Annotated in this window: 14 protein-coding genes; 11 read left to right on the top strand and 3 right to left on the bottom strand. The window is 61.4% G+C overall.

Annotated features, from left to right (window positions below; genetic code table 11):
* Positions 1-9: 9 nt before the first annotated feature.
* Positions 10-849 (top strand): type II CAAX endopeptidase family protein, encoded by an 840-nt coding sequence (locus EA187_RS11265; protein ID WP_115604337.1) that lies wholly within the window; start codon positions 10-12, stop codon positions 847-849.
* Positions 850-952: 103 nt separating this feature from the next.
* On the opposite strand, the gene lexA is transcribed toward EA187_RS11265, so the two are convergent.
* Entirely contained in the window at positions 953-1,633 is a 681-nt protein-coding gene (gene lexA / locus EA187_RS11260) for a transcriptional repressor LexA (protein WP_115604535.1), read from the bottom strand.
* Positions 1,634-2,035: 402 nt separating this feature from the next.
* Here lexA and EA187_RS11255 point away from each other — a divergent pair, with 402 nt between their 5' ends.
* The 8 genes from EA187_RS11255 to EA187_RS11220 all read left to right on the top strand — a co-directional run bounded on the left by EA187_RS11255 (position 2,036) and on the right by EA187_RS11220 (position 9,305).
* Positions 2,036-2,413, top strand: a complete 378-nt coding sequence (locus EA187_RS11255; RefSeq protein ID WP_115604335.1) for an NADH-quinone oxidoreductase subunit A — start codon at positions 2,036-2,038, stop codon at positions 2,411-2,413.
* The gene (locus EA187_RS11250; protein ID WP_111730221.1) at positions 2,404-2,961 is read left to right on the top strand and encodes an NADH-quinone oxidoreductase subunit B; all 558 of its coding nucleotides are present in this window, start codon (positions 2,404-2,406) and stop codon (positions 2,959-2,961) included. Before EA187_RS11255 ends, EA187_RS11250 begins: the two co-directional genes overlap by 10 nt.
* A gap of 110 nt (positions 2,962-3,071) precedes the next feature.
* Positions 3,072-3,623: an NADH-quinone oxidoreductase subunit C gene (locus EA187_RS11245; RefSeq protein WP_115604333.1), complete on the top strand. Its 552-nt coding sequence runs from the start codon at positions 3,072-3,074 to the stop codon at positions 3,621-3,623.
* Between the two features lie 44 nt (positions 3,624-3,667).
* Positions 3,668-4,873 (top strand): NADH dehydrogenase (quinone) subunit D, encoded by a 1,206-nt coding sequence (gene nuoD, locus EA187_RS11240; protein WP_115604331.1) that lies wholly within the window; start codon positions 3,668-3,670, stop codon positions 4,871-4,873.
* Between the two features lie 65 nt (positions 4,874-4,938).
* Positions 4,939-6,477: an NADH-quinone oxidoreductase subunit G gene (locus tag EA187_RS11235; protein ID WP_127780317.1), complete on the top strand. Its 1,539-nt coding sequence runs from the start codon at positions 4,939-4,941 to the stop codon at positions 6,475-6,477.
* Positions 6,478-6,531: 54 nt separating this feature from the next.
* Positions 6,532-7,677: a complex I subunit 1/NuoH family protein gene (locus tag EA187_RS11230; RefSeq protein ID WP_127780316.1), complete on the top strand. Its 1,146-nt coding sequence runs from the start codon at positions 6,532-6,534 to the stop codon at positions 7,675-7,677.
* Positions 7,678-7,741: 64 nt separating this feature from the next.
* Positions 7,742-8,272: a NuoI/complex I 23 kDa subunit family protein gene (locus tag EA187_RS11225; protein WP_115604325.1), complete on the top strand. Its 531-nt coding sequence runs from the start codon at positions 7,742-7,744 to the stop codon at positions 8,270-8,272.
* Between the two features lie 28 nt (positions 8,273-8,300).
* On the top strand, positions 8,301-9,305 hold the full coding sequence (locus EA187_RS11220; protein WP_127780315.1) for a hypothetical protein: 1,005 nt from the start codon (positions 8,301-8,303) through the stop codon (positions 9,303-9,305).
* On the opposite strand, the gene EA187_RS11215 is transcribed toward EA187_RS11220, so the two are convergent.
* Entirely contained in the window at positions 9,262-10,770 is a 1,509-nt protein-coding gene (locus EA187_RS11215; RefSeq protein WP_164856204.1) for a serine/threonine protein kinase, read from the bottom strand. The two genes, EA187_RS11220 and EA187_RS11215, sit on opposite strands and share 44 nt — an antisense overlap.
* 222 nt (positions 10,771-10,992) lie before the next feature.
* On the opposite strand from EA187_RS11215, the gene EA187_RS11210 reads away from it, so the two are divergent.
* Complete coding sequence (locus EA187_RS11210) at positions 10,993-11,919, top strand: hypothetical protein (RefSeq protein ID WP_127780313.1); 927 nt, start codon at positions 10,993-10,995, stop codon at positions 11,917-11,919.
* Positions 11,920-11,948: 29 nt separating this feature from the next.
* On the opposite strand, the gene EA187_RS11205 is transcribed toward EA187_RS11210, so the two are convergent.
* Positions 11,949-12,491: a hypothetical protein gene (locus tag EA187_RS11205; RefSeq protein ID WP_127780312.1), complete on the bottom strand. Its 543-nt coding sequence runs from the start codon at positions 12,489-12,491 to the stop codon at positions 11,949-11,951.
* A 428-nt stretch (positions 12,492-12,919) separates the two neighbouring features.
* Between EA187_RS11205 and dnaJ the strand changes: the two genes are divergently transcribed.
* Positions 12,920-14,032 (top strand): molecular chaperone DnaJ, encoded by a 1,113-nt coding sequence (gene dnaJ / locus EA187_RS11200; protein WP_115604315.1) that lies wholly within the window; start codon positions 12,920-12,922, stop codon positions 14,030-14,032.
* Positions 14,033-14,038: the final 6 nt, after the last annotated feature.

The following is a 14,038-nucleotide window of genomic DNA, read 5'->3' as shown; positions in this document are numbered from 1 at the left end:
AAGTTCCTTATGTTCTCTCCCCTAAAACGCCTCTGGGTGCTCACTCGGGACCTGGTTATCCAGGTCGAAACCCAGAGCAAGCACGCCCGAAACGCTCGCCAGGACGCCAACATCGACTGGACGACGATGGGCGTCCTCACACTGGCGGCGCTCATCCTGTCGATCCTCGAATATTACGGCTCTTCCACCCACTGGAAGAGCCTGGAGCCCCTGGTGGGGCTCTTTTCCGAGGAGCCAGCCTCGACACTCGGTGCGATTTTTGCCGATCGAGACTACGGACGGCTTGCGCGACTGACCTATTGGAGTGCCACGACGTTTCTAGGCTACTTCGTGATCCCGGCACTCTTCATCACGCTGATCATGAAACATCGCCTGCGTGATTTCGGAATGAAATTGGAGGGCGCCCTGACACACTGGAAGATCTACGTCGGCCTCTACCTCCTGGTGCTTCCCTTTGTGATCGCAGTGGCGTTTCATCCCAGCTTTCAACGCACATACCCTTTCTATCAGGCCGCAGACCGAAGTCTTTTGGACTTCTTCGCCTGGCAGCTTGTTTACGCCGCACAGTTCTTCGCGCTGGAGTTTTTCTACCGAGGGTTCCTCATTCACGGGCTCAAAGCACGCCTGGGCATCTACTCGATCTTCGTCTCAACGATCCCCTACTGCATGATCCACTTCGGAAAACCGCTCCCGGAGACGGTCGGCGCGATCCTGGCCGGAATCGCACTGGGACTACTATCGCTCTACACGCGCTCGATCTGGATGGGGGTGGCGATTCACGTCTCGGTGGCCGTAACGATGGACATCACTTCTCTGGCCGTCCAGGGTCGGCTGCCTTTCTTTCAGTAGAGACCAGCCCCCGCAACGCGGCCTTCTGCAGATGCCTGATGGCCCAGAAATCCGCCCATGCTGGCGCCGAGCTAACACACGCTCAGCGCCAGCCCCACACCGGCTAGTTAAGACGACGAAACACGCCCACGACCGCACCGAGAACACTGGTATCACGCCCATCTTCTTCGCGGACGTAGATCGGCTCCATCGAGGCGTTCGCCGGCTGCAATCGCACCTGTCCTTTCTCGCGGAAAAGGCGCTTCACGGTGGCCTCACCGTCAACCATCGCAGCGACAATCACCCCGTCGCGCACGTCACTCTGCTTGCGCACAAAGATATAGTCCCCATCGAAGATCCCGTCTTCGATCATGCTCTCGCCCTTGACGCGAAGCGCGAAGAGATCCGGGTGTCGTCCCAGCAAACCTTCGCCGATCGCGACAACTTCCTCGGTCTGCTCGATCGCCGAGATCGGAAGCCCCGCTGCAATACGCCCCACCACCGGAACCTGGTGAACATCGCTATCGGGCTCCATGGCCACGTCGCCCTGACCGGCCGCCGACGGCGACAGATCAAACGCATCGCCATTGGGCCAGAAGAGCGGTCGCAAGGTGCGCGACTTCGCGTCTTCGCGCGACAGGTACCCCTTCTTCTCAAGAGCTTTGAGGTGGTCATTGACCCCGTTGGTCGAACGAATCCCCAATGCGTCGCCGAGTTCACGAATCGTCGGCGGGTAGCCCACCTTCTGAATGTGATCGGCAATCAATTCCAACACCTTCGCCTGACGGTTTGTCAGCTTGGTCAGTGGCTTCATGATTCGGCCTCGTCCCTGGCCAGCTCACCCCTCGTAATACGGCTCGGGCCTTGCCAGCGTTCATATGAATGTCCCCGGTTCTCCGGGCGACGTCCCGAGCAGACTACTGAACACGTGTGCCCAGGTCAATCAAAGCTGAACACTCATACAGACAAAACAAGACTGGCCATAAAAATACCTGCACCTACAATCAGCCCGGGTCGAGCCTTCCCCCCGAAACGCCGCGGAATGCAACAAAGCGCAGGGCCCGTGTTTGACACCTTTAGAGATGCCGTGTTAGGCACTCACCCGGTTTGAAATGCGTCGTCGAACGCGGCGGCACGGGCCGGTAAATCTCCGATGAATGCCTTCACCGAGCCCCTCCCTTTTCACCCCGTGCAATGAGCGCGCCCCATGTTAATCGCCAACTACATACCTCTGATTTTGCTGGTGCTGGTCGCCGTCGCGGTGGTCGGCGGCATCATCTTCGCCGCGGAGTTTTTCGGGCCCAAAAACCCGACCCGCGAAAAGCTGATGCCCTATGAGTCCGGCTCCGATCCGCTCTCTGAGCCCCAGGCTTCCCGCTTCAGCGTGAAGTTTTACATGGTGGCGATCAGCTTCATTCTCTTCGACCTGGAAACGGTCTTCGTCATTCCGTGGGCCATGAGCTGGCGCGAGAGCGCGGCGATGGGTCACGGGTTCTACTCTTTTGCTGTCATGGCGCTCTTCCTGGCGATTCTGACCATCGGTCTCGTCTATGAGTGGAGCCAAGGGGGTCTCGAATGGGACTAGAACATCAACTTCCTGAAGTCATCACCACTCGCCTTGAAAGCGCGGTGGGCTGGGCGCGTAAGCACTCGCTTTTCCAGTACCCCTTCGTCACTGCATGCTGCGGCATGGAGTACATGGCGACGGCGGCAGCGCGCTACGACATCTCGCGCTTCGGCGCAGAGATTCCGCGCTTCTCCCCGCGACAGGCCGACCTTCTCTGGGTGGTAGGCACCGTCAACCACAAGCTGGCTCCCTTCCTGCGTCGAATCTACGAGCAGATGGCTGAGCCCAAGTGGGTGATCTCGTTTGGCGTCTGCGCCTCCACCGGCGGTTTCTACGACAACTACGCGACCGTCCAGGGGATCGATAAGATCATCCCGGTTGACATGTACATCCCGGGCTGCCCTCCGCGCCCCGAACAGGTGCTCGACGGCCTCCTCAAATTGCAGGAGAAGATCCAGAACGAGCCCTGGGACAAGTACGCCTACGAAGAGAAGCGACGCCGTCGCCTGGCCGAAGGCATCGAAGAAGAACCGACCTTCCTGGAGCGCTTCGGCACCAAGGTCTGATCATTCGCGAAGCCGACGCTCCTGCATCGCAGATACTTTTGGACGCTTGCGCGCACTGAGCGTGCATCGGAGCAATGGAACATCCAGCGCCCTCCTCTGGACTTAAAGATATGGCCAAAAAACTGATCGACTTTGTCAAAAAGCACTTCGGCGACGAAGTCCTCGACGCTCATTCGCGTCTGGGCAACGACACCGTGGTGGTGGAGCGTCGCCGGGTTGCCGATATTATCGAGCGGCTGCGCGACGACGATGCCACCCAGATGAACATGCTTCGCGCGATCACCTGCGTCGACTACCTTCATCGCGAACCGCGCTTTGAAGTCGTCTACATCCTCTACAGCATCGCCAAAAAGCACATGTTGACCGTGCGTGTCGTGGTACCTGAAGACGACTGTAACGTACCTACGGTCGAACACCTCTACGGGTGCGCGGCGTGGATGGAGCGCGAGGTCTGGGACATGTACGGCGTCACCTTTGAGGGGCACTCCGACCTTCGCCGTGTGCTCCTTTATGAAGAGTTTGAAGGCCACCCGCTGCGCAAAGACTACGCCAAGCAGGCCTCTCAGCCTCGTCTGGAGCTGCTCGGCAAAGAGCGTGACAGCGTCGAAGAGTTCAACCGCTACGTCAAAGACAAGCCCTCCGAGGGCTCCCGCCAGGCGTAATGCTGCCCGGCGCTCCCCTCACCACCATGCAAGGGTTTTGAATCATGGCCGAAGATATCTACAAGCCCATTGACCAGGACATCCACAGCGAGCCGATGATCCTCCAGATGGGGCCCAGCCACCCTGCCACCCACGGCACCGTGCGCTTTACCCTGACGCTCGAGGGCGAAAAGGTCATCAAGTGCGAGACCGAGGTCGGCTACCTGCACCGCGGCTTTGAGAAGGAATGTGAGGAAGCGACCTGGACCCAGGTCTTCCCCTACACCGACCGCCTCAACTACGTCAGCCCGTTGCTCAACAACTTCGGCTATGCTCTGGCCGTTGAAAGACTGCTGGGCATTGAAGTCCCTGAGCGTTGCGACTGGATTCGCACCATCATGGGCGAGCTCAGCCGTCTCTCCGACCACCTGACCTGCATCGGGGCCGGGGGACTTGAGCTCGGCGCGATGACGGCGTTCCTTTACGCCATCGAGGGTCGCGAACTGGTCTGGGACCTGATCGAACAGGTTACCGGCGCGCGCCTTACCGTGAGCTACGGTCGTATCGGCGGACTCAAAGACGATCTCACCCCGGACTTCGCCGAGCGCTGGGCCTACACCCGTGAGCGCCTCGTGGAGATCCACGAGATCACCCACAAGCTGCTCACGCGCAATCGTATCTTCCTCGACCGCATGGAAGGCACCGGCGTGATTACGCCGGAGATGGGCGTCTCCTACGGCTACACTGGCGTCTGCCTGCGCTCTACCGGCGTGGCCTACGACGTGCGAAAAGACCACCCCTACTTCAAGTATGGCGAGGTCGACTTCGATGTGCCCGTCGGCAAACACGGTGACAACATGGACCGCTACCTCTGCCGCATGGAGGAGCTGGTGCAGTCCATTCGCATCATCGACCAGTGCCTGGCCAAGATGAAGCCGGGTCCCATCAACACCGACGATCCCCGTGTGGCGCTTCCCGGCAAAGACAAAGTCTACAACACCATTGAGGGGATGATCTCCCACTTCAAGATCATCTTTGAAGGCGTTCAGGTGCCTGCCGGCGAGGTCTACAGCTACACCGAAGGCGGAAACGGTGAGCTTGGATTCTACATTGTCTCCAACGGCACCGGGAAGCCCTGGAAGATTCACGTGCGCTCGCCAAGCCTGATTGTGATGGGCGGTATCCACAAGCTCTTTGAAGGCGGCCTGCTCGCTGACATCATCCCCACCTTCGACACCATCAACATGATTGGTGGCGAGTGCGATAAGTAATTACGGAGCGTGGTCTCAGGCGCTCGCCACATCGACGCGGGCGCGCCCACCCCTGGAGTAGTCAAATGCCAAAAGTCACCATCAACGGTACCGAGATCGAGGTCGAGAAAGGGACCACCATCCTGCGTGCGGCCGCCCAGGCCGGCTACGAGGTGCCCCACTTCTGCTACCACCCCGCCCTGTCGATCCCGGCCAACTGCCGCATGTGTCTGGTCGAGGTGGAAGGCTCCTGGAAGCTGCAGCCTTCGTGTTATTCGCAGGTCAGCGACGGGATGGTCGTCAACACCAACAGCGAGCGCGTCATCAAGGCTCAAAAAGCCGTGCTCGAATTTATCCTGATCAACCACCCGGTCGACTGCCCCATCTGCGACCAGGCCGGTGAGTGCAAACTCCAGGATTACTACATGGCCTACGATGCGCAGGAATCACGCCTGCGCACCGAGAAGACGGCCAAGGTCAAGGTCTTCCCGATCGGCCCCGAGGTCCTCTACGATGGCGAGCGCTGCATTCTGTGCACCCGCTGCGTGCGCTTCTGCGAGGAGATCACGGGCACCAACGAGTTGACCATCATCCAGCGTGGTGACGCCGCCGAGATTCGCCCCTTCCCGGGCCGCTCGCTCGACAACCCCTACTCGGTATGCACCGCCGACATTTGCCCGGTGGGCGCACTGACCTCGCGCGACTTTCGCTTTAAGTGCCGGGTCTGGCTGCTCAGTTCCACCGACAGCGTATGCACAGGTTGCTCCAACGGCTGTAACATTCACCTGGAGCATTTCCGTAACGAGGTCCAGCGCTACCGTCCGCGCTTTAACCCGGACGTCAACGATTACTGGATGTGCGACTCAGGCCGCCTCACCTACAAGGCGATTCACAACGACCGCCTGACGCGCCCGATGAGCAACGGTGCGGAGCTCAACTGGCACGGCGTCAGCGGCACCGCTGCCGACAAGCTCGGTCGTGCGATCGAAGACAACGGAAGCCTCGGTTTTGTGGTCAGCCCGCAGGCAAGCTGCGAGGACCTCTTCCTCGCGCGTCGCTTCGCGCTGGAAGTGTTGGGCACCGATCGCATCTACGTCGGCGGCAACCCGGATGGCTTCGAAGATGACTTCCTCATTAAGGCCGATAAGAACCCCAACACCCGTGGGCTGCATACGATCTTTGGCAGCGCTGGTGAACTGCGAGGGTTCGACGCCCTGATTGCAGACATCGAGAGCGGTACGGTGACATCGCTCTACATGATGGAGACGCAGATCCCGGTAGCCGCAGACGAGAGTGCTCGATTCTTGAACGCTCTCGACAAGCTCGATCTCTTCGTGCTTCAGGCTCAGCACCACGGGGAGCTCTCCACCAAAGCGCATATCGCGCTGCCGGCCTGCTCCCACGCCGAGAGCGAGGGCACCTTCGTCAACTTCGACGGAATCGCCCAGGAATTCGACCGCGCGTTTGCGCCGCTGGGTGAGTCGCTGCCCCACTGGCAGATCTTTATGCGACTGGCCCGCGCGATGAATCACAAGCTCACTTACACCTTCGTCCATCAGATCCGTAAGGAGATGTTCGAAGACTCGGCGGCCACAGAAGAGGCGTCTCAGACCCCTGCTGAGTGATGGAATTGAGGCTCGCCGCGACGCGCCGCTCTTCGTTGAAAGGATGAAATCATCATGATGGTCGAAGTGCTCATTAGTCTGGTTAAGATCTTCGTGATCGTCCTCGGGTTTGTTATGGCCGTTGCCGGCCTGCTGACCCTGCTGGGCGACCGCAAGCAGTCGTCGAAGATCCAGAACCGCGTTGGCCCCAACCGCGCCAAGATCCTCGGGATCGGGGTGTTGGGTATTCCCCACTTCCTGGCCGACGGCCTGAAGTTGGTGCTCAAGGAGAATATCGTTCCGGCCGGCGCCAATCGTTTTCTGCACACGCTTGCCCCGGTCCTGGTGCTTGCCCCGGCGCTGATCGGCTGGGCGGTGATCCCCTTTATGGATCACTACTGCACGGGCACCGTACAGACGACGGCCGAATACACCGAGATCTGTGTGGGTGGGGAGTGGAAGAACTACTTCTCGATCATGCATCTGAATGCGGGGCTGCTCTTCGCGTTTGCGATCGCGGCGATCTCAGTCTACGGCGCGGCGATCGCAGGGTGGGCCTCCAACAGCAAGTACAGCCTTCTCGGTGGACTGCGCTCCTCCGCGCAGATGATCTCGTACGAGGTCTCCATGGGGCTTAGCCTGGCGGGGATCCTGCTGATTTACGGCACGCTGGATCTCAACGAGATGGCGCGCATGCAGGGCTACCTGCTCTGGGATTGGCTGCCGATGTGGGGCGTTGTCGTTCAGCCTCTGGCGTTCTTCCTCTTCTTTTTGGCAGGGATGGCCGAGACCAAGCGCGCGCCCTTCGACCTCCCGGAGGGTGAGTCCGAGATTGTGGCCGGCTACCTGACCGAATACTCCACGATGAAGTTCGCCGGCATGCAGCTGGCCGAGTACGCGGCCACGGTGTTTATCGCAGCGCTGATTGCGGTACTCTTCCTGGGCGGCTGGCAGATTCCTTACGTCTACGCCGACGGCATCCGAATCTTCGACAGCCACTGGGTGCCCTTTGGTGAGCAGGCCTGGTACTGGATTTCGATCTTCCTGCGTGTGCACGCGATGATCTTCAAGATCCTGGTGCTGGTCTGGCTTCAGTTCATGATGCGCTGGACGCTGCCCCGCTTCCGCTACGACCAGGTTATGACGCTGGGTTGGAAGATTCTGCTTCCGCTGAGCATCGCCAATCTCTTTGTGACTGCGCTCATCGTCACCCTGCTTTAATCCGAGTTCGTCGGGCACCCTTTCCAGGGGGGCCCGGCCCTCGCCATCTGAACCGAGGTCGTTGATGGCCACCGTGAACGTCAAAGTAATCGATCGTGAGCCGCAGTCTCTCTGGGAGAAGAGCTACATTCCTGAGATCATCCGCGGGCTTGCGGTGACCACCGGTCACTTCTTCCGCAACCTCAACCCCAACAAAGAAAAGCGCACCATCTTTACGCGCAACTACCCGGAGGAGCCGACGGTCTACCCGGAACGCTACCGGGGTTTGCACCGACTGATGCTTCGGGACGACGGTCAGGTGCGTTGCGTCGCGTGCATGTGCTGCTCGACGATCTGCCCGGCGGACTGCATCCATATTGAAGCTGCCGAACATGACGATCCGACGATTGAGAAGTATCCCTCGGTCTTCGTGATCGATGAGCTGCGCTGCATCGTCTGTGGCCTGTGCGTGGAGGCCTGTCCATGTGATGCGATCCGCATGGACTCCGGACGCCACATGCCGCCCTACGGTGAGCGTAGCGAGGCGTTCTACGATCGCGATCTACTGATGAGCCTGGGCGGGCGTTCGCAGGCTATTCAGGGTGGCAAGCGCTAAAGCGACCCAGGTCGCCTTGGAGACAGGCATGTCGAAGTCGCACAGGGCGCATCAAGCGGGCCCGCTCCTCGGGGCGGGCCTGCTCCTTTTGGCAGGTGGTCTGAGCATCGCAACGCAGCTCCTCGGGTCAGCCAACGCCCCGAGTGATGCGGATTGGAAACGCGCTGCCGACGTGGTGGTGGAGCAGGCCCGGGCAGAGGACGCCATTCGGGTGGAGCCGACCTGGTCGGAAAGCGCCATGGTGCATCTGGGGCCGGTTGGAAACCTGCTGCACCGCCACCACCACCCGCAGATCGAGGATTTTCAGGGGATGGAGCGCGTCTGGGTGATCGCCGAGGCCGAGCGCGCCGAAGACGGCGCGGCGCGCTTGCCTCCAGGCTCCGAGCGGGTCTCTTCCAAGCAACTCGGAGAGGTCAGCCTCGAGCTTTACGCCCTGCCCCCCGAACTTCAGCTGGGCCCCTCACTTCTCACACGACTGCCCGAGGCTCGCGTCGAGCATGTGAGCGCAACGGACGAAAACGTCACGCCCTGCCGTCGATGGGATGCGCGCCGCAAACGCTGGAACTGCCCGGGAGGCCATTATGTGGGCAGCGAGCTTTTGGAGGTGGGTGATGATCCCCGGCGTTGCGCCTGGGCTCACGCGCTCAAGCAGGGCCAGGTGCTCCGGGTGAGCTATCCCGCCGACGCGCTGCTAGAGGAGCAGGACGCCGCCGGAAGTTGGCTGCGTTTGCGTGCCGGCGTTGACCTGCGCGGCGCTCGCCACGAGCGCGCGCAGCCGCTCACCTACCGTGTCTTCATCGGTGAGGAGCAGGTGCTCTCCCACACCCTTGGGAAGTTCGACGCGAGCTGGATGGCTCACACCATCGACCTTCGCGCGTTATCCCCCGAGAAGGAACTTCGACTCGAAGTTCGCACCGATGACCCCGAGGCCCACGGTCGCCGTTTCTGCTTCAACGGCTGGGTCGTCGACGACACCCGGGCGGAACTGCTTAGAGATCATAGCGGAAGCGTTGAATCGAGCTCGTCGAAGTGATCTTCAGGGTCTCTTTGCGCGTCACCTCCCCCGTGCGCAATTCGATGCGATAGGTTCCCGGCCGCAACGTGGTCTGGAAGGGGGTGTTTCCGACGACCTCTCCATCGACGACGATCTCGGCGGAGGGCTGCGATGAGATCGCCACGATCTGACCGTCGGCGTGAGCCCACGACGTTGATGAGGGAGGCGTCTCAGCCGCCGTAGGCGACGCTGGGGGAACGTCCGAGGTGTCTCTATCGCCAGCGATCACCAGGTAACCCACCACAAAGAATGCGGCGAGCAGACCGACCATCAGGAGCGAGAAGCCCGCGACCAGAGCCACCGACTTGCCACCGGACGGGCCGGGCTCATTGGCCTCGATCTGGGAGGCGGCGGCTGGCGAGCTCGCCAGAGTGGGACCCGGCGCGTGTCGACGATCGACATCCGCCCTGGGAAGCTCACGCGTGGTCAGCCGGGGTCCGGACGAGGTGACGCCGTGCTTCTCAAAACCGAAGAGCTGCTCGGTGGGCTTGGCCAGATCAAGCCCACGCAGCTGGCGGACCATAATGGAGAGTTCACGGGTACCCACCACCTCGGTGTACGAGCGCATGAAGGTCTGCAAGACACGCTGCATCTCTGCGGCGTTGGCGAAGCGGGCTTCCCGGTCCTTGGCCATGGCCCGCGCGATGATACGCGCGAGCTCTTCGGGCACATCGGTACGGTAGGTTCGGATATCAGCCGGGTCTTGAGAGAGGATCATCGAGACTGCTTTGAGATCTTCTCCAAAAGGCTTGATTCCGCTGAGAAGCTCGTAGAAGAGCACACCAATCGAGAAGATGTCGGCGCGCCAGTCGAGCGGCTTGCCCTCGATCTGTTCGGGCGCCATGTAGGCGAACTTCCCTTTGACCGCCCCGGACTCAGTCTTCGTCGTATTGATGCTGGCTTTGGCCACCCCGAAGTCCACCAGCTTGACGACACCATCATTGGAGATCAGTGCGTTTTGTGGGGAGATGTCACGGTGAATGAGCCCGACGTGATTGCCGTCGCGATCGACGAAATCGTGCGCGTAATCGAGGGCTTCGAGCAGGTCTGTGACGATCTTGACGGCGTAGGCCAACGGGATCTGTGATCCCCGCTCTTTGAGGGCACCGGCGAGCCGGGCAAGGTCGAGACCGTCGATGAACTCCATGGCGATGAAGTACTCGCCGTCGAGCTCGCCGAGTTCAAAGACCTGCCCGATGTTGGGGTGAGTGAGGTGGGCGACCATGCGCGCCTCATCGAGGAACATCTGGGCGACCTGCCCCTCCTGGGCCAGGTGGGGAAGGATGCGCTTGAGCACCAGCTCTTTATTAAAGCCGCCCGGTCCGCGCTGCTCGGCCAGCCAGATCTCGGCCATCCCTCCGACGGCGATCTGCCGAATCAGGGTGTACTTTCCAAACTGTGCGTCGGCGTGCATGGCCGCCGGGCCTTTGAGGGTGGTTGTCATGCGGCTGCTCCTTGTGGCCGTCTGAGGGCACGACGGTATGAGAGAGCGGGCCACCAGGCAAGCCCGGCCGCCTCGCCAGGGTCGCGCACGCAAAAAACTTGGCGACGCGCCACTCTCCTTTACACTGCGAATCGTCGCACCGGCAAAGCACTTAGGGGCCATGGAGGGTCACCGGGTCCGGACGACGCGATATCCCTGAGTGGATGTTAAGGGAGTATGACGATGGCGAGAAGTCTGTGGCAGTGGACCGGGGCAATGATGGTGGCGATCGCAGGTGCAGGATGCACCGCATCAATCAGCGCGCCCTTTCATATGTATGCCTCACCGATGTTGGAAGATGAACTTGCGCCACCGGGCGCACGGGGGCTCTCGGAAGAGGGCACCTCGCAGGCCGGGGTGCTGCCCGCACACGTGTACGTGTACCGCAGTAACAGCGGTCCGGCCCAGCCAGGTCAGCGACGAAGTCGTCCGGCGCCGGCGACCACCCCGCCCTCACGTGCGCCCCTCGACAGCGTCACCCGTCCGCAACGCCCGGCCCTGGCAAGCTACCGCCCGAGCGCCGCGGCCACCGGAAGTTCGGCGTCCAACGCCGAGAGTGCCTCCCACCCGCCTGCTCCACGCGGCCCGGCGGCACCTGAAGCCGATGGCCCTCTGGCAGCAGCCTACGTGCATGCCGTCTTCGCGCTCAACGGCGTCGTTTTTGCCGGGGAGGCCTCGTCAAGCGTGCCTGAGCTCTACCGAGCCTGTCGTAATGAGGGCAAAGTCTACCACTCCAGCCGTCCGGCCATCGGTGATATGGTGTTCTTTCACAACACCTATGATGCCAACGACGACGGGCGCAACAACGACTGGTATAGCGCGGTCGGGATCGTCGAGACGCTCGAATCAGGCGGCACGGCCTCGGTGCTTGCCTATCTGGGCGAGGGCGTGCGCAGGCTTTATCTCAACCTGGAGCAGGTCGATCGCGAAGAGCTCGACGGCGGCCAAAACGCTAACAGCGTACTTCGGGAAGAGCGTGAGAGCGACCCGCCCTTCACGCAGTACCTGGCCGGGCAGCTCTTCGCTGGCTTCTGCAACGCACTGGGCGATCGCCACGAGCTGATGGTCGTGGATAACTGGCAGCCGGGCATGGACTTGAACGCGCAGTGACAGGAGCGCCGCGGCAGATCCATGCAACCTCAGGACGCGGGGGTTGCGGGTTGTCCCGATTGCGTCGCGGGCCCGAGCAGGCAGAGGGGCCCGAGTTCCCAACAACCCTGAAGCTCCTCGTAGACGGTGCCCGCCCGTAAGAGCGCACAGAGTGTCGACGGGCTAAAGGGCCCCAGCGCCAGGGAGATGTGCGGCGTCCACATCGCCGGACTGTAAAGGGGGTGCAAATGATATCCCTGGGCCATCAATCGCACGTTGATGGCCTGAAAATAGCGGTCGAGCGCCGGTTCGCGCACGACGCTCAAAAAGAGCACCTGGCGGGGACGAGCGAAGACCCCGAGAGCGCTGGTTCGAATGGTGGTGGGAGCCCCGGGAAAGGGTTCACGCAAGAGCAACTCAAGGGCATGTGGATGCGGCGTCTCAACCATCTGAAACGACACGTGAGGCACCCTTCCCGCTCGCGGGATCTGGTGAGGCGCGATAAGCTCGGTGCGATCCCAGAGACGCGCGATGCGCTCATCGAGATCGCGGCCAAGGCGTGCGGCGACGGCGTACATGAGCCTGCTCCACAACGAGAAGTCTCCTTCGGGTCGCGCGCCCTGGGGCCTGCGACCGACGCTACGAACGACACTTCGATCCTAGACGCGAGCCTGCTCCGACCAACACGACCCGGCCGGGACCGATGCCTCAACGATGAACGCCACGTGGAATAGCTCGACGGGTTCAGTGGTGGTTAGAGGAGTACGCAAAGATTACGCTGTGATTGCATTATGTTAGTGTGGCTTCACAACTTGCCGTCGGCAACTCCGCGCCTAGATTGGCGACAATCTGGGGGCTGAGGTGCCCCGCCCGACGGGCCGCCCGCCTTGACAAGCGCGCCCGGGCGTTGCGAGGTTCTGGCCCGAAGTGCCAGGCCGCGTCGCAAGGACTGTGATGAGCGGTCGCGGCACCCCTCCCCAAATCTCATGCTACGAATGCACTGCCCAGGACGAGCCCCCCTATGAGTAAGCGCGATTACTACGAGGTGCTCGGCGTCTCCCGCGACGTCGACGATAAAGAACTCAAGAAAGCCTATCGACGCCTGGCGATGAAGTACCATCCGGACCGCAATCCGGATGATGCCGAAGCGGAGGCGAGCTTCAAGGAGGCTGCCGAAGCCTACGAAGTGTTGAGCGACGCTCAGAAACGCGCCCGATACGACCGGTTCGGTCATGAGGGCGTACGCGGTGCGGCGGGTCCCGGAGCGGGCTTCCATTCGATGGACGACATCTTCTCGCAATTCGGCGACATCTTCGGCGATATGTTCGGCTTTGGCGGCGGTCGGGGACGGCCGCGAGGTGGACCTCAGCGAGGTTCGGATCTTCGTGAGGACATTCACCTGACCTTTAAAGAGGCCGCCTTTGGCACCTCGCGCACCATATCGGTCGTGCGCCATAACGACTGTGAGACCTGTTCGGGCAGCGGTGCCAAACCGGGCACCTCGCCGGTAACCTGCTCGACCTGCCAGGGGCGCGGTCAGATCAACCACAGCCAGGGCTTCTTCACGCTGACCTCGACCTGCCCGCACTGTCAGGGCAGCGGCAAACGCATCGAAGATCCCTGCGGCGATTGTCACGGCTCGGGCAAACAGCAGGCCACACGTGAGGTCAGCGTCACCATCCCGGCCGGTGTCGATACCGGGATGCGCCTTCGTCTGGGCGGCGAGGGTGAGGCTGGCACGCGCGGAGGTCCCCAGGGCGATCTCTATGTGTTCATTCACGTGGAGCGGAGCGAGGTCTTTGAGCGCGACCACGAAGATCTGCACCTGCGCCAACCGATCAGCTTTGTACAGGCGATCCTGGGCGCCGAGATTGAGATTCCGACGCTGGAAAGCAACGAAACAATCAGCGTTAAACCTGGAACGCAGCACGGCGATACTCTGGTGCTCAAAAACCAGGGCCTGGCGCGCGTACAGGGCTCCGGCCGCGGCCACCTCGTGGTGCATTTCGACGTCGAGATCCCCACGAAGATCTCCTCCAAAGAGCGTGAGCATCTGGAGAGCTACGCCGAGTTGCGCGGCATCCCGGTCAAGAAGGGAGGGTTCTTCGACAAGCTCAAAGAAAAGATCAGCTGACGGTTT

It is taken from the genome of Lujinxingia sediminis, from assembly GCF_004005565.1.
Taxonomy (GTDB): domain Bacteria; phylum Myxococcota_A; class Bradymonadia; order Bradymonadales; family Bradymonadaceae; genus Lujinxingia; species Lujinxingia sediminis.
The sequence above is the reverse complement of the archived record's forward strand: the minus strand, read 5'-3'. Positions and strand labels throughout refer to the sequence as shown.